Source organism: Nocardia miyunensis NBRC 108239 (genome assembly GCF_001613065.1).
GTDB lineage: Bacteria > Actinomycetota > Actinomycetes > Mycobacteriales > Mycobacteriaceae > Nocardia > Nocardia miyunensis.
Genome location: NZ_BDBQ01000005.1, coordinates 135,937 through 156,068, shown reverse-complemented (window position 1 = coordinate 156,068; position 20,132 = coordinate 135,937). Strand labels below are relative to the sequence as shown.

Genomic DNA, 20,132 nt, shown 5'->3' with positions numbered 1-20,132 from the left:
GGACAAAACGCGACAGGCCGTCACGAATCAAGCAGGAGCGGTTCTCAGCTGCGCGGCCGAGGGCAACACAGCTCCCGCTGCCGCGGCAGCCGCACACCGAGCGCAATGGTCATGTACGTGACCTGAGCGGGGTTCGGTCGGCTGGGGGACATGGTTGAGAACGTTATCATCCGATGTGTGATGGACGCCAGACCAGGCGGTCTGCATCCATTCCGATCAGCGAGATTCCAATGTCCCGGCCCGGTCGGCCGGGTGGCGCAATGGCCGAAATCACTCCCGTTTCGGCTGGCCGCCGCGATCGGTGTGCGGCGCATTACCCACCGGCGCACGCCCCCGGCCCGGACATCGGCCCGGAACCGCTACGAGATCCCGTTACTCTCGGAAACCGCAGGTCACAGGCGGAAGGAGGATGAGATGACGCCGCAGCCGGCCCCCCCGCGCACACCTATCCGCCGCGCCGATCGCGCCCGTCAGGTGGCCGATGTGCTGCGTCAGCAGATCCACGCGGAGACCTTCGCGCACACCCTGCCCAGCGAGGGCGAGCTCGCTGCCGAATTCGCGGTCTCGCGCAATACCGTGCGCGACGCCCTCGCTTTGCTCAAGGACGAGGGGCTCATCGAACGCGCGCCGAAGGTCGGCACCCATGTCGCCCAGCGCAAGTACGAACACGGCCTGGACGCGCTGCGCGGACTGAAGGAGACCCTGCGCGGGCACGGCGAGGTCCGGAACGAGGTGCGGGTGGCCACCTGGGTGACCCCGCCGCCGGCCGTCGCGTGCCGCTTGGACCTGAATCCGGGCGAGCAGGCCGTGTACATCGAACGGCTGCGTTATCTCGCTGATCTGCCGCTCAGCCTGGATCTGACCTATCTCGCACCGGACATCGGTTCCCAGGTGATCACCCGGGAACTGGAGACCAACGACGTGTTCGCCCTCATCGAGGAGATCGGCGGCGGCGCACTGGGTTCGGCCGATCTGGTGCTCGAGGCGATCACCGCGGATCCGCATTCCGCGGCCGCCCTGCAGATGCCCGAGGGCGGCGCGCTGCTGCTCCTGGAACGACTGACCCGGCTCGAGGACGGCCGCCCGGTGGACCTCGAGTACATCCGGCTGCGCGGAGACCGAATCACCATGCGCGGCAGCCTCGTTCGGCCCGCGGAAAGCAGCGATTGGAGGCTGATCTGAATGGCCCTGGTGAACCAGCGTGCAGACGTCCCGGTGACCATCGACGAATCCCTGTGCATTCAGGGATGCACCCTGTGTGTCGAGATCTGCCCACTCGATTCACTGGCGATCAACCCGGACAACGGCAAGGCGTACATGCACGTCGACGAGTGCTGGTACTGCGGCCCGTGCGCCGCACGCTGTCCCACCGGCGCCGTCACCGTCAACATGCCCTTCCTGCTGCGCTGATCCGCGCACCGAGATCGCCGCCGCGCGATCACATTTTCGAGGATTCCGATGAAATACCGTCCTGCCCGCCTCGTCGCGGGTCTATCAGCCATGGCTCTGATCGCCGCGGGCTGCTCACTCGAGTCGGCCACATCCGGGAATACCGTCCGGGTCGTGGTGGGCTATCAATCCAAGACCATCAATACCGTGACTGCGGGAACACTGTTGCGGGCCAAGGGATTTCTGGAACAGCGCCTGGCGAAGCTGACCGCCGCGGGCGGGCCGGAGTACCAGGTCGAATGGCAGGATTACGGCACCGGTGCGCCGATCACCGCGCAGATGGTCGCGGAGAAGATCGATATCGGCTCGATGGGCGACTATCCGCTGCTGATCAACGGCTCGCGCACGCAGGCGAGCGAGCGATCCCGCACCGAACTGGTCTCGGTCACCGGGTATCAGCCCAAGGGTTCGCTCAATATGGTTGTGGTGCCGCCTACTTCGCCGATCCACGACCTGAAGGAGCTGGCCGGGAAGAAGGTCTCGGCGAGCGTCGGTTCGGCCGGTGACGGGACGCTGCGTCAGGGACTCACCCGGGCCGGGATCGATCCGAAGTCGGGTGTGCAGATCCTCAATCAGCAGCCGCAGATCGGGGCATCGGCGCTGGATTCCGGTCAGGTGCAGGCACTTTCGCAGTTCGTCGCGTGGCCGGGACTGCTGGTGTTCCAGAACAAGGCCCAATTGCTCTACGACGGCGCGGAATTGAATGTGCCGACCTTCCACGGAGTCGTCGCGCGGCGGGATTACGCGAAACAACATCCCGAGGTGCTCGACGCATTCCTGCAGGCCCAGCTGGACGCGACCGATTTCCTGCATGCGAAACCGGTCGAGGCCGCCGAATCGGTCGCGCACGATACCGGGCTGCCGGCGGAGGTGGTGTACCTCTACAACGGCCCCGGCGGAACCTCCTTCGACACGCCACTGAAACCGCAGCTCATCCAGGCTCTGAAGGGTGACATCCCGTATCTGAAGTCGATCGGCGATTTCGCCGATCTGGACGTGAACGGATTCGTCGACGACGCCCCGCTGCGAAAGGCGTTCGGCGAGCGGGGTGTCGACTACGCCAAGGCGGTCGCGAATTTCGCAGATCCCGCGCCGATCACGGGTACCGATCCAGTGCGGAACCGGCCGGTCACCGATCCCGCTCTCGCCGGGGAGATCTGGCTCGAGGGACAGGAGAGCACCCAGCCCGCCGCCGATCCGACGAGTCTGCTGCGCGCGGTGAAAGCCGCTCGGGCACAGGACCGGAAGGTGCGCGCGGCGTACGTTCCCGATGCCGAGGTGGCCACGCGCTGGTTCGCCGACAAGGCGCTGTGGGTGCGCGACGGACAGACCTATCTGCCGTTCACCACGTCTGCGGCGGTGCAGCGGTATCTGAGCGGGCATCCCGGCAGCGTTCAGCTGTCCTACGACCAGGCGGTCGACGAGGTGCAGCCGTGAACGAGCCGATCACGGGCACAGTGCCCGGCGAGCACGGGCGACCGGGCGTGACAGCCGTCGAGCGAAACGCCGCACTCGAAACGGAATCGCTCACAGGCGAGGTGAATCGATGAAAACACCGGTTGATCGGATGACCGAAGCGGCCATGCACGGACGAAACGTGGGCGCAGCGCCCGGTGCGACGCACGCGAGGTGGCGCGTCATGGTTTGGACGACATCCATGGCGGTAGAGGCGAATCGATGAACGCCCCGGCTTCCGCTCGGCTGGACTCGCACGACGGTGGCGCCGATATCGACGCGGTGCCGCTCCCGGTGGTCGCTGATGAATCCGCCGAGGACGCATCGGATCGGGGCGAAGGCGGCCGGGTGTGGCGGTCCCGCATCATCCGGCTGGTATCCGTGATCGCGGCCGTCGTCGCTTGGCAGTTGTCGACCGCCAACCACATTCGGCTCTGGGTGCGTTTCGACACGCTCCCGACAGTCACCCAGATCGTGCACGCGTTCGGGCACCAGCTCGGCACCGGAACCTATTGGCTGGATCTGGGCCAGTCGGTGATCCGCATCCTGAGCGGATTCGTACTGGCCGCCATCGCTGGCGTGGGATCCGGTGTGGCCCTGGGACGTTCGCGTTTGTTCGCCGACATCTTCGGACCGCTGACCGAATTAGCCCGGCCGATTCCGGCGATCGCGATCGTGCCGGTGGCCATTCTGCTGTTCCCCACCGACGAGGCCGGAATCGTATTCATCACCTTTCTGGCCGCGTACTTCCCGATCATGGTCAGCACCCGGCACGCGGTGCGGGCACTGCCGGTGATCTGGGAGGATTCGGTGCGCACGCTCGGCGGCAGCCGGTGGGACGTGCTGATACGAGTGGTATTGCCCGGCAGTCTGCCCGGGGTGTTCGGCGGCCTGTCGGTGGGCATCGGCGTGGCCTGGATCTGCGTGGTGTCGGCCGAAATGATCTCGGGCCGTTTGGGTGTCGGTTATCGCACCTGGCAGGCGTACACGATCGTGGACTATCCGGGCGTGTTCGTCGGCATCATCACCATCGGGGTACTGGGTTTCGCGACGTCGGCGGCGGTGGAGTTGCTGGGTCGCCGGGCCACCGTATGGCTTCCCCGGGCAGGAGCGGAGACGAAGTGAGCGAATCTCGCGGTACCGCAATGGATCTACAGCTGGACAAGGTCGAGCTGCGCTACTCCGGAACACCGGTGATCAGCGAGTTGACCCTCGATATCCGACCTGGCGAGATCCTCGTACTGACCGGGCCGTCGGGTTGCGGCAAATCGACCGTCCTGCGGGCGCTGGCCGGGCTGCTGCCCGCACGCTCGGGCCGGGTGCTCGCCGACGGCCAACCCGTCACCGGCCCCTCCCGTGATCGCGCGATGGTGTTCCAGGACAACGCGTTACTGCCCTGGCGAACGGTCCGCTCGAATGTCGAACTGGCCCTGCGGCTGCGCGGTGAACCCCGGGCCGGACGACGCGAGCGTGCCGAACGATGGATCGACGAGGTCGGCCTGACCGGATTCGGGAAATACCTGCCCAAGGACCTGTCCGGCGGTATGCGCCAGCGCGTGCAACTCGCCCGCGGCCTGGCCGGTGCGCCGCGCGCGGTGCTGATGGACGAACCGTTCGGCGCCCTGGACGCGCCCACCCGCGCCACCATGCAGCGCCTGCTCGTGGACACCTGGCGGGCGCATCCGACCACCGTCGTGTTCGTCACCCACGATGTGGACGAGGCGCTGCTGCTGGGTGATCGCATCGCCGTACTCGACCGGGCCGCGCTCCCGGTGCGCGCCCTGCTGGACATTCCCGCACCCCGCGATCCGGCTGCCGACCGCACCCCGCTGCGCACCGAAATACTTGCCGCCCTTGATCGTTCGGACGATCTCGCCCCGGCCCACCGCTGACCATCGCCGCTTGGAGCACCGCTGATGAAGATTCCCGACCTGGCCGACACCGTCCGGCTCGACTGCGATGTGCTGGTGATCGGCGGCGGCACCGCCGGAACCATGGCCGCGCTCACCGCAGCCGAAAACGGCGCGAACGTGCTGCTGCTGGAGAAGGCGCACGTGCGGCATTCCGGCGCGCTGGCGATGGGGATGGACGGGGTCAACAATGCCGTCGTCCCCGGTAAGGCCGAACCGGAGGACTACGTCGCCGAGATCACCCGGGCCAACGACGGAATCGTCAACCAGCGCACCATCTATCAGACCGCCACTCGCGGTTTCGCGATGGTGCAGCGGCTCGAGCGATACGGGGTGAAGTTCGAGAAGGACGCCTACGGCGAATACGCGGTGCGCCGGGTGCACCGGTCCGGATCGTACGTCCTGCCGATGCCCGAGGGCAAGGACGTCAAGAAGGCGCTGTATCGCGTTCTGCGGCAACGGAAGATGCGCGAGAAGATCCGGATCGAGAATCGGCTGATGCCGGTGCGGGTACTCACCGACGGCGGACGGGCGGTCGGCGCGGCCGCATTGAACACGCGCACCGGGGAATTCGTCGCCGTCGGCGCGAAGGCGGTGATCCTGGCGACCGGCCCGTGCGGACGGCTGGGTCTGCCCGCCTCGGGATATCTGTATGGCACGTACGAGAATCCGACCAATGCCGGTGACGGGTATTCGATGGCGTATCACGCGGGTGCGGAGCTCTCGGGTATCGAATGTTTCCAGATCAACCCGCTGATCAAGGATTACAACGGTCCGGCGTGCGCGTACGTCGCGAACCCGTTCGGCGGCTATCAGGTGAATGCCGACGGCGAGCGGTTCGTGGATTCGGACTACTGGTCCGGGCAGATGATGAGCGAGGTCAAGCACGAGATCGAATCCGCCCGCGGTCCGATCTATCTGAAGGTCTCCCATCTGCCCGACGAGACGCTCACCGCATTGGAAGGGATTCTGCACACCACCGAGCGGCCCACCCGCGGCACCTTCCACGCCAACCGCGGTCACGACTACCGGACCCACGACATCGAGATGCACATCTCCGAGATCGGTTTGTGCAGTGGTCATTCCGCGTCGGGCGTCTGGGTGGACGAGCACGCCCGGACCACGGTGCCCGGTCTGTACGCGGCCGGGGATCTGGCCTGCGTTCCGCACAACTACATGATCGGCGCGTTCGTGTACGGCGATCTGGCCGGTGAGCATGCCGCGAGTACGCGCGTCGATATCGCTGCACCGCAAGAGCTTCCGACCGATCAGCTGGCCGAAGCGCACGAACTGGTGTATCGCCCGCTGCGCGATCCGGACGGCCCGCCGCAGCAGCAGGTGGAGTACAAACTCCGCCGCTTCGTCAACGACTATGTGGCGCCGCCGAAGACGGCGACGAAACTCTCCCTGGCGATCGAAACGTTCGAGCGGATGAGCCGGGAGATCGCCGAGATGGGCGCGACCACGCCACACGAGCTGATGCGTTGCGCGGAGGTGAGTTTCATCCGCGACTGCGCCGAGATGGCGGCGCGCTCCTCGCTGACCCGCACCGAATCCCGCTGGGGCCTCTACCACGAGCGCGCCGATCTGCCCGAGCGCGACGACGCGCAGTGGCACTATCACCTGAACCTGCGCAAGGGCACGGACGGGACGATGGAATTCCTGAAACGCCCTGTCGCACCGTATTTCGTCCCGGTGCCCGAACTCGCCGGGCGATTCAGCGCATCCGATGTCACCGAGCCCGTGGCACAGCCCGGCCTGATAACCGGACCGCCCCGCACGGCCGCGCCGGAAGCGGGCGTCGCACGGGCACGCACCGCGACCGTGGCCGATACCGCCGACGAGGTCGCGCCCGCGATCGCGCGACTGCTCAGCCTGGACGCGCCGTCGCTCGCCGAACTGCGTTCCTTCCTCGCCGATGGCGATCCGCGGGTGCGCGCCACCGCGGTCTCGGTCCTGACCGAGGGCACGCCGGACGGTTTCGCCGACGCACTGATCGCCGCGCTCGCCGATCCGGTCGCGGCGGTCCGTGCCGCCGCCCTGGCGGGACTTCGGGAGTTGGTCGAAATCCTGCCTGCCACAACAGGGTTGAGCGAGCACGCCGAATCGCCCGATCCGCTCGTCCGGGCCGGTGTGGTGGATCTGCTGCGGGCGCTGCGGGCGGGTTCGTCCGAACTGTTCGGCAAGGCCGTCGTGGACGACGATCACCGCGTGCGGATCGAAGGCGTGCGCGCCCTGGTCTCGATCGACGACTGGACCGCCCTGACCACCGCCGCACGAGACGAGAACCGCGAGGTCCGCATCGCCGCCGCCCAGGGCCTGGCCACCGTCGGACAGGGCGGCGCGGACACCGTGCGCGAGCTGACCGGCGACCGCGATCCGCTCGTCCGCGCCGCCGCCCTGTCCGCCCTGTCCCGGCTCGGCGACGCCACCGACGCCGCCGCCCTCACCGCGGCCCTCACCGATTCGGCCTGGCAGATTCGCGAGGGCGCGGTCCGCGGCTGGACCGCCCTGGGCCCCGAACTCGCCGCCGCCCCACTGCATACCGCCCTGTCCGACCCCCACCCCGACGTCCGCAAGGCCGCGGTCCTCACCCTGGGCCTCTGGCCCGACAACCCATCCGCCCGCGACGCCCTCCACCAGGCCGTCGACGATTCGGACGCCGATGTCCGCGCCTACGCCCGCCGCGCACTTGGCTGACGGTCGGCACCGCGTCCGACAGCAGCACACAGACCCGCCCGCCGGACATCTCGACCGCCGATGTACCGGCCACACGGGCGTGCGGACGCCGCGCGCCATGGGACCGGACGGACCGCACCGTGCCCGGCAGCGACATCCGGATCCACTCGTGACACCCCGCACTCGGCCGTTGTCGGCTACGAGAAACACCCGTGCATTCCGTACTCGAAGCCGACCGTCGAGGGTCACGAGGTGGTCGGCGGTGCAGCGATTTCTTCGTACTCGAAGGTCCCGCAACGGCGCACCGTTCCCGCGGGCAACCTCGTATGGAGGCGGTGGGACCACCATCCTCGGAGTACGACATGCCATTCGTCGATGGGTGGTCGGCATATTGTGCATGCGGACCGGAAACCCCCGCGACACTCCGGATTACGCCTGCTTTTCGCTGCGAGCGCCTGGTTCGATCCAGGCGCGAAATAAGCTACGCACCACAGAGAGCCCACAGAAATAGGCGGTACGCTCCCGCGCGCACCCATTCATTAGCCTCGCTAGGAATCATATGATCCGGAATTCCAACCGTATCCGTCGCGGCGCCGCCGCCCTGGCCGTGGCCGCCGTCGGGCTGGGGACCTCCGCACTCGCTCCGTCGGCCACCGCCGCGCCGTTACCCAGTGTGCCGGTGGGTGCACTGACCTACACGGTCGATGTGAACAAGCCCGGCGCGAGTCCCGGGTACATCTACTACACCAGCGGGGTCAGCGCGGCGGCGCTGGTGCCGGGGCTGGGGCAGGCGCTGTCGAACGTGCCGCAGGCCGCACCCGGCAATGTGGTGATGGACAAGGCCGGACACGAGGTCTGGCGGTACACCCCGCCGAAGGGTCAGGACGTGTCGAACTTCCGGACGCAGACCTATCGGGGCAAGCGGGTGCTCACCTGGTGGCAGGGCAGCACAGTCGGCGGGCACGGCACGGGTACCGACTACATCGCCGACGAGCACGGCCGCGTCATCGAAACGCTCACCGCCGGAAACGGTTCGGGCTCGGATGTGCACGAGTTCCGGCTGACGCCCGACGGCCGCGCGCTGATCACCTCGTACCGTGAGGTCGACGCGGATCTCAGCGCGATCGGCGGCCCGAAGAACGGGAAGATGTACGACACCATCGCCTCGGTGGTCGACGTCGCCACCAAGCAGGTGCTGTTCCAGTGGAGTGCGGCCCAGCACGTCCCGCTCACCGACACCACGGCGAGCACCTCTTCGCCGGGCTCCACGGTCTACGACCCGTACCACATGAATTCGATCGCCCTGGATCCGCAAGGGAATCTGGTGATTTCGATGCGCGACACCTCCGCGGTGTACGACGTCGACATCCACACCGGCAAGATCCGCTGGCAGCTCGGCGGTAAGCATTCCACCCTCGCGCTGGGCCCCGGCGTGCAGTTCGCCTTCCAGCACGACGCAGAATTCGACGGGCCCGATACGGTCCGGCTGTTCAACGACAATTCCAGCGGAACTCAGACGCTGGGTCTTTCGAGTGTGCAGTGGATCCACCTGGACACCGCCGCGCACCGAGCGACGCTGGTGCGCAACCAGACTCACCCGAACAACCTGGTCGCCCCGGCGATGGGTAACGCGCAGGGCCTGCCCGGCGGCAATACGCTGGTGGGCTGGGGCATGGCGCCGCACATCTCGGAGTTCACCCGCTCCGGCGCACTGGTCTACGACGTCGCGCTGCCGATGGGCACGTACCGTGCGTACCTCGAAGACTGGGCTCCGTCCAAATAACCTGTTACGCAGCTACTTCCACCGCCCGTCACCGTGTGTGGCGGGCGGTGCCGCATGCCGGGCCGGTCAACGGGTGTACCCGAGCACCGAAGTTCCCCGTTTCGCGGCAATGCCTTGCAGTGCCGCCGAATCCACCGGACCTGGTCGTCATCGGCCGGAGTCGCCGGGGCGAATCCGATCTGACCTCGCGCGGTGAGCCAGGACAGGTTGGGGGCGTCGCACACTCTCAGCGCGAGTCAGGCCACAGGGCACGCGCACCGGCTGTCAGGCCGCGCGCACGTGCGAGAGCCCCCACTCCTGGGCGAGCAGGCGGTGCGAAGCGAGACGGTCCTCGTGGCGGTGGGTGACGCTGGTGATCACGAGTTCGTCCGCGCCGGTCAACTGCTGTAGCGCGCTCAGGCGGGCGGTCACTTCGGCGGGGGTGCCGACGAATTGGGTGGTGGTTCGGTCGCGCACCAGACGTTGCTGCTGCTGGGACAGGGGTTCCGCGGTGTCGGGATCCTGGTAGTCGGCCGCGCCCGCCCCGCTGCGGATGCTGTAGACCCAGTGCCCGTAGGTCGAGGCGAGATGTTCGGCGGTCGCGTGGTCGGGCGCGACGACGACGTCCGCGGAGACCACGAGATACGGCCTCGGGTAGCGCGCCGACGGCCGGAACGAGTCGCGATATGCCGCAACGGTTTCCAGAATAGTCCCGGGCGAGACGTGGTAGTTCGCCGCGAAGGGCAATCCGAGCCGCCCGGCCAGTTTCGCGCTGTCACCGCCGCTGCTGCCGAACAGCCACAGTTCGATGTCCGCGCCCTCGCCCGGAACCGCGTGCAGCGCGACGTCTTCCGCGGATCGATAGCTCCCGTCCAGGAAATCGCGGATCTGCCCCACCTGCTCGGCGTAGTCCAGCGGTCGCGACCCGGGCAACGTCAACACCTGCAATCCCGCCGACAACCGGGTCGTGTTCAACAGCTGCCCCGGGCTGAACGGCGGCGGAATCACCACGCCGTCGCGCACCTCGATGGGCCGCTCCTGCGACGGCACCGGCGGCACACCGGCCGAACGAATCTGGTCGGCCCGATGTCCGGACCGCCCGAGCCCGAGATCCAGGCGTCCCGGATACAGCGCATCGATCGTCCCGAACGCCTCGACCACCGAGGCCGAGGTGTGATGCCCCAGCTGCACCGCCGCCGAACCCACCCGGATCGTCTCGGTGGCCGCCGCGATCAGCCCGATCAACGTCACCGGCGAGGAACTCGCCACCCGGACGAAATGATGTTCGGCCACCCAGAACCGCCGATACCCCCAGCTCTCGGCCCGCTGCGCGAGCTCGATGGTGTTCCGGATCGCTTGGCGCGGAGTGGATCCCGCGCTGACCGGCGACAGGTCCAGGACCGACAGCGGGACACGCCCGCCCGACACGGTCACGACCGCACCTCCCGCCGCGGATCGCGCTCGCCCGCTTCGACGGCGACGCCGAGCCGGTTCTCCGGCGGCGCGATCGGGCAGGTCGCGTAATCGGTGAAGGCGCACGGCAGATTCTGCGCGCGATTGAAGTCCAGCCGGACCGCACCGTCGGCGTCGGGCGTGCCGATCGTCAGTATCCGCGCTGCGGGATAGGTGCTCACTCCGCTGGTGCGATCGGTGAACAGCAGGCGCAGACCGGCTTTCGGATCGCCGAAGGCGATGACCGTGTGCTCGTCCCCGCCGAGTGCGAAGCGCACGGTGCCCGCCGCCGGATGATGGTGTTCCAGACCTTCGACCACCGCGCCGGTGGTGACGGTGCGGGCCGAATCATAGGGGGTGAATTCGCCGGTCGCCACCCAGCTCGAATCCGGTGGGAAGGCCGGGATTTCGGTGAACGCGGCAAGACCGGGCGCGGCGGGATCGTGAATGCGCAGGGCGAATTGCCCGGTACGGCGGATCACCTCGACGACGCGATCGCCGACGCGCACCTCGATACCGGGCGCACCCTCCCCCGGGGTCAGCGTCACGCGGCCGGTGAGCGCGATCCCTTCCAGGATGTATCCGTCGGTGGAATCGGTTGTCACCACGACGTTTTCGCCATCGACGTGCCAGCGGCCCGGCAGCGTGTCGACCGTCTCCTCGGTCTCGCTCAGCCAGTACAATCCGGTCAGGCTCAGCCAGCCCAGCGGCTGCCGGGCCCACTCCTCGCGTTCGGCATGCCAAGCACGCCAGTGCTGTTCGAATTCGGTGATCGCCGTGGTCATGACACAGGTACTCCTTCACTGCGGGGATGGGTGAGCTCCTCGGACGAACCCCGTCCGCCCGGGACGGCCGAGAGCAGCTCGCGGGTGTATTCGTGCGCGGGTTGATCGAACAGTGCTGCGGTACGGGCGGTTTCGAGGATGCGGCCGGACCGCATCACCGCGACGCGGTCGCCGACCCGACGCACCACGGCAAGGTCGTGGGAGATGAACAGATAGCTCAGCGACAGCTCGCGTTGCAGGCGCTCGAGCAGTTCGAGGATCTGCGCCTGGACCGAGACGTCCAGCGCGGAGACCGGTTCGTCGAGCACCACCAGGTCCGGACGCAGGGCCAGCGCCCGCGCGATCGCCACCCGCTGACGCTGCCCGCCGGAGAGTTCGGCGGGCAGCCGATCCCGGTGATCGGGCGGCAGGGCCACCTGCTCGAGCAGTTCGCCGATCTGCTCGCGGCGCGAGCGCCGATCACCGATACCGAAGGCCCGCAACGGTTCCGCGATACTCTGCCCGATCGTCAGCTTGGGGTTCAGCGACGCGTACGGATTCTGGTAGACGACCTGGACTCGCCGCCGAAACTCGCGCAGCCGCGCACCACGCAGTCCGCCGATGTCCTGGCCGTCGAAGGTGATCGTGCCGGAATCGGGTCGTTCGAGCAGTGTCAGGATGCGCGCCGTGGTGCTCTTGCCGGAGCCGGATTCGCCTACCAGCGCCAAGGTTTCGCCGCGATCGATGTGCAGCGTGACGTCGTCGACGGCGGTGAGCCTGCCGCGCGAGCCGGTCCGGAAGGTGCGGCGAAGTCCGGTGGCCGACAGCAGCGGCGTAGCCGCCGAGGGGCGGATCGACCGCGTCGGCGCGTCCAATGTCGGAACCGAATCCAGCAGCCGCCGTGTGTATTCGTGCTGCGGGTTGCCGAGAACCGCTGCGGTACTTCCCGATTCGACGATCTCACCGCGCCGCATGACGACGATGCGGTCCGCGCGATCGGCCGCGACGCCCAGATCGTGGGTGATCAGCAGGACCGCGGTGCCGGATTCGGCGGTGCGGGCGGCCAGATGGTCCAGGATGCGGCGCTGCACCGTGACGTCCAGCGCACTGGTCGGCTCGTCGGCGATCACCAACTCCGGGCCGCAGGCCAGCGCGATGCCGATCAGCACCCGCTGGCGCTGCCCGCCCGAAAGGTCCTGCGGATATTGGCGCGCACGCAGTTCCGGCCGGTCCAGTCCGGCGGCGGCGAGAATCTCCACCGCCCGCACCCGCGCGGTCCGGCGGGTCGCGCGGCCGTGGATGCGCAGCGCCTCGGCCACCTGATCGCCGATCCGCAGCACCGGATTCAGCGAGACCCCGGGATCCTGTGGCACCAGGCCGATCCGCGCGCCGCGGATCGCGCGCAGATATCGCGGGGAGGCGTCGTCGATCCGCTCGCCCGCGAAGGTGATCCGCCCGCCCGTCACCGTGCCGCCGCCGAGCAATCCGATCACCGCATGCGCGAGAGTCGACTTGCCCGAACCGGATTCGCCGACCAGAGCGACGGTCTCCCCCTGCGAGACCGTCAGCGAGGCGCCCGCGACGGCGAGGACCGGGCCGCCACCGCCGGGATACTCCACCCGCAGATCCTCGACACACAGCAGCGATTCGTCCGTCATCACCCTGCCGTCCTTCGCGTGGATTCGGCCATCCTGCTGCCGATCCGCTGAGCGGACAGCACGACCGCGACGATGACCAATCCGGGAAGCGTGGTCATCCACCACGCGGTGGCCAGGTAGTCCCGGCCGTCGGCGATCAGCGATCCCCATTCCGGAGTCGGCGGCCGGGCACCGTAACCGAGGAAGCTCAGCGAGGACACGGCCAGCACGGCGACCCCGAATTCCACCGCCACCAGGGCGGCGACCGGCGCATACGCATTGCGCAGCACATGGCGCACCAGCACACCGGGCCAGCGCACACCCGCGGCGAAGGCCGCCTCGACATACGGCGCGCGCCGCACCCGGACCACCTCGGCCCGCATCACCCGGGCGAAGGTCGGGACCAGCGCGACGCCGACCGCGATCGCGACGTTGCGTGTTCCGAAGCCCAGGGCGGTGACCAGCACCAGCGCGCTCAACAGCTCCGGAATCGACAGCAGCACATCGACTGCCCGCATGATCGCGGAGTCGACCGTGCCCCCGATCGCCCCGGCGAGCAGGCCGAGCAGCGCACCCGCGACCAGGCCGATCAGTACCGCGAACACCGTTGCGGTCACGGATAATTCGGTGGCGTGCACGACGCGCGTATAGAGGTCGCGTCCCAGATTGTCGGTGCCGAACCAATGTCGCGCACTCGGCCCGCGCAATTTCTCCGCCGGGACGCCGTGCAGCGGGTCGCCCCCGGCGAACAGCGAGGGCCACACCGCCCAGCCGAATACCAGCAGCAGCACGATGGACGGCAGCACCGTGGATCGGCCGGAACGGAGCAGGGTGCGCGCACGCGGCGCGAACCGCCGCGCCGCATCCGCTCTCGAATCCGCGCCGGACGTTCGCAAACTCCCGGCGCTACTGAGGATTTCGATCATATTCACACCTCACCAAAGCTTCGGCCCGACATGTGCGACAGCTCTCGGCTGCGACCATTCGCTCGCACCCGGCCGCTCTGCCGCCCGGTGTCCCCCGCACGAGCCGCGTCGGTGACTCGCCCTCGTTCATGCCCGCACCCAGCGGCAACCGGTTTCGGCACAGGCGAAGCACGCTCGGTCACCGACTCGTCCGCGAACCTCCTCATCCGGGCACTCCCTGGCGTTCGATTCCGGAACCGCTGATCTGCGCTGCCGACGCCTCGTCCGGACGGCCGCGACCACGCCGAACCTCCTGCCGCACCCGGGGATCCAGGATCGGTTGAACAAGGTCGACCGCGAGATTCACGACCGCGAAGGCCAGCGCGGTCAGCATGACCACGCCCTGCACGACCGGAATGTCCTCGGCGAGTACCGCGGTCTGGGTCAACCGGCCGATCCCCGCGCGCGAGAACACCGTCTCCACCACCACCGATCCGGCCAGCACGGTCCCGACCCACACCCCGGCTACGGCCAGGGCCGGGGCCAGCGCGGGGCGCAGCACATGATGTATCTGCACCCACCAGCGCGAGGCCCCCTTGGCGAACGCCACCTCGACGAAAGCCTGCCGCCACACCCCGGCCAGACCGGTGTACAGGACCTGCGCGATGACCGCGCCGACCGGAATCGCCAACGTCACAGCGGGCAGCACGGTCCCCGCGAATCCGGTGCCGCCGAACGCTGGGACCAGCCTCATCCGGAACGAGAACAGTTGCAGCAGAAGTAATCCCACCCAGAACGTCGGCGCGGACGCGCCGATCGGCGGCAGCGAGGTCAACAGCCCACGCAGCCAACGTTGTTCGGTGTAGGCCGCGGCCAGCGCGAGCGCGGTGCCGAACACCAGCGCCAGGACCAGTGCCAGCGCCGCCAGCGCGAGCGTCGAGGGCAGCGCCTCGCCGAGCGCGCCGGTGACGCTCTGCCCGGTGCTCAGCGAATGGCCGAGATCGCCCCGCAGGGCATGCTCGAGCGCAGTCCAATACTGTTGCCACACCGGCTTGTCCAGCCCGTAGCGCGCCCGCAACTCGGCCACGGCCGCCGGATCCACCGCCACCCCCGGATTCGCCCCGACCGCCAACTGAACCGGATCAGCGGGCAGCAGATACAGCACACCGAAGGTGACCGTGAACGCGGCCCACAACACACCGACCGCCTGCAAAACCCGCGCACCGGCATACCTGATCATCGAATTCGCCTACCGTCCAATGGGATTACGAGCCGCTCGGGACTCACTGAACGACCTCCTCGGTGAGATACCGCTGTGCGCCCAAGGGGCGGCTCGGGATTCGCTCGCGTAGAACGGGGGCGACCTCGGCCTGAAAGAGTTCGAGGCTGGCGCGATGCTGTGCGGGGGTGAGGCCGTCGCTGTCGGCGCTGAGGTGGATGGCCTCGTGGCCGAATCGATCGTGGTAGCGCAGGACCTTCTCCGCCACCTGCTGGGGGCTGCCGATCAGTGCGGAGCTGCGCTCGATGAAATCCTCGACGGTGTCGAAGACGATCGGGAGCCCGTGTGCGCGGGCGATCGCCTGCCGCGCGGCGAAGATCGGCCGGTACGTCCGCAGCGCGTCCTGTGAATCGTGGGTGACATAGAGCCCGGCGGTCCCCGCGCCGACCAGGGCCAGAGCCGGATCGTGGCCGTGCGCGGCCCACCGCTGCCGGTAGTACGCGATCAGTTCGGCATACGGCTCGATGGGATTGGTGACGTTGGCCGAGAACAGTGGATCACCGTGCAGTGCGGCGAGTTCCACCGATTCGCGACTGGTGGCGCTGCCGTGCCAGATTCGCAGCCGCGACTGCAACGGCCGGGGCAATGCCTTGGCCTCGGTCAGCGACGGACGGAATCGGCCCGCCCAGGTGACGTTGTCGCTGTCCCACAACCGGCGGAACAGCTCGTAACCCTCACGATTGCGTGCCCACTGATCCTGCGCCGTGACGTGGAACAGTTTCGCCTGTGCCGCGCCGTTCCCCTTGCCGATGATGAGCTCGAGCCGCCCGCCCGAGAGGTTGTCCAGCGTCGAATAGTCCTCGAAGGCCCGCACCGGATCCAGCAGGCTCAATGTCGTGACACCGGTGAACAGCGCGATGCGCGAGGTCACCGCGGCGATATGGCTCAGCACCACCGGCGGCGCGGCCGAGATGAACGGATCCTCGTGCCGCTCACCGACCGCGAAGCCGTCGTAACCGAGTTCCTCGGCCAGTAGCGCACTCTCGACCGCCCTGCGCAGGCGTTGGGCCGGCGTCTCGGTCGCGCCGGTCACCGGATCGGGTTGATGGGTGATGAGGGTCAGCAGCAGGAACTTCATGCGTGGCGAACCTCCGCGAATCGGCCGATCGGGTCACAGGACATGGGCGAGAAAGGCTTTCGTGCGGGGATGCGTGGGCTGATCCAGCACCTGCGCGGGCGGGCCCTGCTCGACGATCCGGCCGTCGTCCATCAGCACCACGGTGTCGGCCACCTCGCGGGCGAACCCGATCTCGTGCGTGACGATCACCAGCGTCGAGCCGTCGCGGGCCAGGCCGCGGATCACGTCCAGCACCTCGCCGACCAGCTCCGGATCCAGCGCCGAGGTGGGTTCGTCGAACAGCACGACCCGCGGACGCAGCGCCAGCGCCCGCGCGATCGCCACCCGCTGCTGCTGCCCGCCGGACAACCGGCGCGGATACTCCTGCGCCTTGTCCGCCAGCCCGACCCGCTCGAGCAGCTCGGCCGCCTCGGTCCGCGCCTGCGCACGCGACCTGCGCTGCGCGGAAACCGGCGCCAGCGCAACGTTTTCCAGCACCGTCAGATGCGGGAACAGGTTGAAGTTCTGGAACACGAAGCCGATCCGCGAACGCTGCCGCAGGATCTCGCGTTCACTCAGCTCGCGCAGCACCGCACCCTTGCGGCGGTATCCGACCAACTCGCCGCTGACCCGCACCGTCCCGGCGTCGACCTTCTCCAGATGGTTGATGGTGCGCAGCAGAGTCGATTTCCCCGAGCCCGAGGGCCCCAGGATCACCGTCACCTCGCCGGGCCGCACCGCGAGATCGACCCCGCGCAACACCTCGTGCGCACCGAAATGCTTACGGACGCCGCGCAATTCCACCGCGTAATCGCTCGCCTGCGCACTCACCGCCGCTCCCCCGTGATCTCGGTGACCTTCGCGCGAACCCGCTGCCACGGCGTCGGCGGCAGATCCCGTTGACTTCCCTTCGCGAAATGCCGTTCGATGTAGTACTGCACGACGCTCAGCACGCTGGTGAGCACGATGTACCAGACCGTGGCCACCATGAGCAGCGGCACCACCCGGCCGTTGCGGCCGTAGATCACCTGGACCTGGTAGAACAGCTCCGCGATGGCCATCACCGAGACGATCGAGGTGCCCTTGAACAGGCTGATCACCTCGTTCGCGGCGTTGGGCAGGATGCCCCGCATCGCCTGTGGCGCGACGATGGTGAAGAACTGCCGCCGCCAGGGCAGTCCGAGCGATTTCGCCGCCTCCAGCTGCCCCGGATCCACCGAAATGACTCCGGCGCGGATGATCTCGGCCGAATAAGCTCCCTGGTGCAGCGCCAATCCGATCACCGCCGCGGTGAACCCGCTGATCACGCCGTTCACATCGAAGGTGAAAAAGGCCGGGCCGAACGGGATTCCGACCGACATCCGCTTGTAGAGGTAGGCGATGTTGAACCAGAACAGCAATTGCACGATGAGCGGAATCGACCGGAACGCCCACACGTAGGCCCACGCGATCACTTGCAGCACAGCGATTTTCGACAGCCGCGCGACCGCGATCCAGACGCCGAGCAGGAATCCGAACAGCGTTCCCCAGAAGGTCAGCTCCAGGGTCACCCGCATCGCGGACAGGACCGAGGTCGCGGTGAAATACCGTGCGAACGTCGGCCAGTCCCACCCCGGATTGGTGACCAGGCCGTGCGCGAATTGCGCCACCACGACCAGGGCGAGCACCGCGGCCAGCCAGCGCCACGGGTGCCAGGTGCGCGCGACCGGCAGGGCCCCCTCATCGGCCTCCGGTACCGGCGGACTGTCGACAGCGGTCACTGTGCTCATGAACTCCTCCAGCGATCCCGCGGTAGCGCTCGCACCCGGCGCGGCGATGCCGCTTCCCTGACGCTAGAACACCCGTGTGCGGCTGTCGGTACTCCTGCTCAGCGTGAATTGAACTGTTGGCCTGCGGTTCCACGGGTGAGCCCGGGTGCGGTATTTCTATGTACACTGTTGTTCGCAATACGCTGACCTGCCTCTCGCCACGTTCGGAACCATCCTGTTTTCACAAAACCCGGAGGAGTCGTCGATGAAAGACCTGAACGGCCGCCTGTGCCTGATCACCGGCGCGGCCAGCGGCATCGGGCGCGCGACCGCCGTCGCCGCGGCGCGCCGGGGTATGCGCCTGTTCCTCACCGACATCTCCGAGGACGGGCTGAACGAAACGGTCGCGCGAATCCGCGCCACGGGCGGCGAGGTCCTCGACGCGCAGGCCCTGGACATCTCCGACTACGAGGCCGTTCGGGCGTGGGCAGAGCGGATCCACGGACGGTATCCGAGCCTGGACGTCGTGATGAACATCGCGGGCATCGCCATCTGGGGCACCGTGGAGAACCTCGAACACCAGGACTGGAAATCGGTGATCGAGGTCAATCTGATGGGCCCGATCCATGTCATCGAGAGCTTCCTGCCGCCGATGGTGCGCGCCGGGCTCGGCGGACATCTGGTCAACGTCTCCTCGGCCGCCGGACTGCTCGCCCTGCCCTGGCACGCGGCGTACAGCGCCAGCAAATTCGGCCTACGCGGCATCTCCGACGTGCTGCGATTCGATCTGGAGCGGCATCACATCGGGGTGAGCCTGGTCGTCCCGGGCGCGGTGCGCACACCACTGGTGGGCACGGTGCGGGTGGCCGGCGTCGACCGCGACGACCCGCGGGTCAAGCGGCTGACCGGCCTGTTCGAGGGCCACGCCGCGACCCCGGAACAGGTGGCCGAGCGAATCCTGTCCGGCGTCGAGCACAATCGCTATCTGGTGTACACCTCGGCCGATATCCGGATCGGCTACTGGTTCGCCCGCAAATTCGCCCTGCCGTACGAGATCGTCATGCGGCTGGCCAACCGGCAGTTCAGCCGCCTGCTCGACGCGCAGCAGCGAAATACGGTGTCGCGCTGAACGATTCAGGTGCGAGTCACATCTGGGCCAGGCAGACGACGAACCGGCGCTGCTTGTAGACCACACCGTGGTTCGAATCGGTGCAGGTGTTCACGTCCGCGGTATTGCGGTTGATCGCCTGCACGCGCATCGTCCCCGGAGTCGCATCGGCGCAGTCGGCCGGGGTCGCGGAATTGCCCGAGACGGCCATGCAGCGCCCGACCTCCCAGTCGGTGTCGAGGCACAGCGTGTTCTTCGCGCCGCCGGGCAGCGTCTGCGACACCGAACGATCCGAATCGCTCGGGCACTGCCCGCCCGAACTCGCCGTGCTGTTCACCCGGTAAGTGGAATTCGAACTGCCACAAGAGGTTTTGGTCAACGTACCGCCCGAGCCGGTCCCGACCACGCAGTCGCCCGCGGCGACCACCGCCGAGGCGTCACGCTGATTGGCGCCCTTGTTGGTCGTCACCGCCGGGGTCGGCGTGGCCGATGACGCGGCGGCCAGCGGCGGCAGCGGCGCGATGGTGCTCGCGCCGGGCGACTTGGCCGTACCGGGGGTCTTGCCGATGGTCTTCGGCGCGAGTGTCGCCGCGGGCGTGTCGGCGGCCGGGGTCGTCGTCTCCGGCGCCGAGGTTTGCGAGGCGCTGGCGTCGGCCGCGTTCACATGATGGCCGCCCACCGACAGCGCGGCGAAGATCAGGCACGCCATCGCCAATCCGGAGGCGATCACGAAGCCCACCAGGATGATTCCGGCGTGGACACGACGACGCGGCACGAAACCGTCCTCCAGAGCTGTAACACTCCGAATCCGTATCGCGAGATTCGAAGTTTGAACACATGTGTTTTGCGATCACATGCATACACCACGCGCGATGGCATGCGCGAATTGTGAAGCTGCATATTTTTACTCGGAAGCGGCAAACGCCT

At 68.0% G+C, this 20,132-nt stretch carries 17 protein-coding genes; 8 read left to right on the top strand and 9 right to left on the bottom strand.

Annotated elements, in window-relative coordinates; genetic code table 11:
* Window positions 1-414: 414 nt before the first annotated feature.
* From NM2_RS03940 to NM2_RS03910, 7 genes are all read left to right on the top strand, one after another.
* On the top strand, window positions 415-1,182 hold the full coding sequence (locus NM2_RS03940) for a GntR family transcriptional regulator (protein ID WP_067664114.1): 768 nt from the start codon (window positions 415-417) through the stop codon (window positions 1,180-1,182).
* Entirely contained in the window at window positions 1,183-1,410 is a 228-nt protein-coding gene (locus NM2_RS03935) for a 4Fe-4S dicluster domain-containing protein (RefSeq protein ID WP_040817529.1), read from the top strand.
* A 48-nt stretch (window positions 1,411-1,458) separates the two neighbouring features.
* Window positions 1,459-2,886 carry an ABC transporter substrate-binding protein gene (locus tag NM2_RS03930; RefSeq protein WP_067664111.1) on the top strand — a complete coding sequence of 476 codons (1,428 nt, stop codon included), beginning with the start codon at window positions 1,459-1,461 and terminating at the stop codon, window positions 2,884-2,886.
* Between the two features lie 240 nt (window positions 2,887-3,126).
* On the top strand, window positions 3,127-4,029 hold the full coding sequence (locus tag NM2_RS03925) for an ABC transporter permease (RefSeq protein WP_084530451.1): 903 nt from the start codon (window positions 3,127-3,129) through the stop codon (window positions 4,027-4,029).
* Window positions 4,030-4,049: 20 nt separating this feature from the next.
* Window positions 4,050-4,796, top strand: coding sequence for an ABC transporter ATP-binding protein (locus tag NM2_RS03920; RefSeq protein WP_084530450.1), 747 nt, complete (start codon window positions 4,050-4,052; stop codon window positions 4,794-4,796).
* Between the two features lie 24 nt (window positions 4,797-4,820).
* The gene (locus NM2_RS03915) at window positions 4,821-7,514 is read left to right on the top strand and encodes a fumarate reductase/succinate dehydrogenase flavoprotein subunit (RefSeq protein WP_067664105.1); all 2,694 of its coding nucleotides are present in this window, start codon (window positions 4,821-4,823) and stop codon (window positions 7,512-7,514) included.
* Window positions 7,515-8,052: 538 nt separating this feature from the next.
* Window positions 8,053-9,276 (top strand): arylsulfotransferase family protein, encoded by a 1,224-nt coding sequence (locus NM2_RS03910; RefSeq protein ID WP_067664102.1) that lies wholly within the window; start codon window positions 8,053-8,055, stop codon window positions 9,274-9,276.
* 264 nt (window positions 9,277-9,540) lie between these two features.
* Here the strand turns inward: NM2_RS03910 and NM2_RS03905 are convergent, their stop codons facing one another.
* The 8 genes from NM2_RS03905 to NM2_RS03870 all read right to left on the bottom strand — a co-directional run bounded on the left by NM2_RS03905 (window position 9,541) and on the right by NM2_RS03870 (window position 18,118).
* A complete protein-coding gene (locus NM2_RS03905; RefSeq protein WP_067664099.1) occupies window positions 9,541-10,689 on the bottom strand; it encodes an LLM class flavin-dependent oxidoreductase in 1,149 nt (382 codons plus the stop codon).
* Complete coding sequence (locus NM2_RS03900) at window positions 10,686-11,492, bottom strand: DUF1684 domain-containing protein (RefSeq protein ID WP_067664088.1); 807 nt, start codon at window positions 11,490-11,492, stop codon at window positions 10,686-10,688. The genes NM2_RS03905 and NM2_RS03900 overlap by 4 nt, the downstream gene beginning before the upstream one ends.
* Window positions 11,489-13,129 carry a dipeptide ABC transporter ATP-binding protein gene (locus NM2_RS03895; RefSeq protein WP_067664085.1) on the bottom strand — a complete coding sequence of 547 codons (1,641 nt, stop codon included), beginning with the start codon at window positions 13,127-13,129 and terminating at the stop codon, window positions 11,489-11,491. The genes NM2_RS03900 and NM2_RS03895 overlap by 4 nt, the downstream gene beginning before the upstream one ends.
* Window positions 13,129-14,034 (bottom strand): ABC transporter permease, encoded by a 906-nt coding sequence (locus NM2_RS03890; protein WP_067664193.1) that lies wholly within the window; start codon window positions 14,032-14,034, stop codon window positions 13,129-13,131. The genes NM2_RS03895 and NM2_RS03890 overlap by 1 nt, the downstream gene beginning before the upstream one ends.
* A 202-nt stretch (window positions 14,035-14,236) precedes the next feature.
* Window positions 14,237-15,253, bottom strand: a complete 1,017-nt coding sequence (locus NM2_RS03885) for an ABC transporter permease (protein ID WP_067664082.1) — start codon at window positions 15,251-15,253, stop codon at window positions 14,237-14,239.
* 43 nt (window positions 15,254-15,296) lie between these two features.
* Window positions 15,297-16,370 carry an LLM class flavin-dependent oxidoreductase gene (locus NM2_RS03880; protein WP_067664079.1) on the bottom strand — a complete coding sequence of 358 codons (1,074 nt, stop codon included), beginning with the start codon at window positions 16,368-16,370 and terminating at the stop codon, window positions 15,297-15,299.
* Window positions 16,371-16,403: 33 nt separating this feature from the next.
* A complete protein-coding gene (locus NM2_RS03875) occupies window positions 16,404-17,180 on the bottom strand; it encodes an amino acid ABC transporter ATP-binding protein (RefSeq protein WP_067664076.1) in 777 nt (258 codons plus the stop codon).
* Window positions 17,177-18,118, bottom strand: a complete 942-nt coding sequence (locus NM2_RS03870; RefSeq protein WP_067664073.1) for an amino acid ABC transporter permease — start codon at window positions 18,116-18,118, stop codon at window positions 17,177-17,179. The genes NM2_RS03875 and NM2_RS03870 overlap by 4 nt, the downstream gene beginning before the upstream one ends.
* A 244-nt stretch (window positions 18,119-18,362) precedes the next feature.
* Here NM2_RS03870 and NM2_RS03865 point away from each other — a divergent pair, with 244 nt between their 5' ends.
* Window positions 18,363-19,226, top strand: coding sequence for an SDR family oxidoreductase (locus NM2_RS03865; RefSeq protein WP_067664070.1), 864 nt, complete (start codon window positions 18,363-18,365; stop codon window positions 19,224-19,226).
* A gap of 16 nt (window positions 19,227-19,242) precedes the next feature.
* Here NM2_RS03865 and NM2_RS03860 read toward each other — a convergent pair whose 3' ends face one another.
* A complete protein-coding gene (locus tag NM2_RS03860; protein ID WP_067664067.1) occupies window positions 19,243-19,980 on the bottom strand; it encodes an LppU/SCO3897 family protein in 738 nt (245 codons plus the stop codon).
* Window positions 19,981-20,132 lie beyond the last annotated feature (152 nt).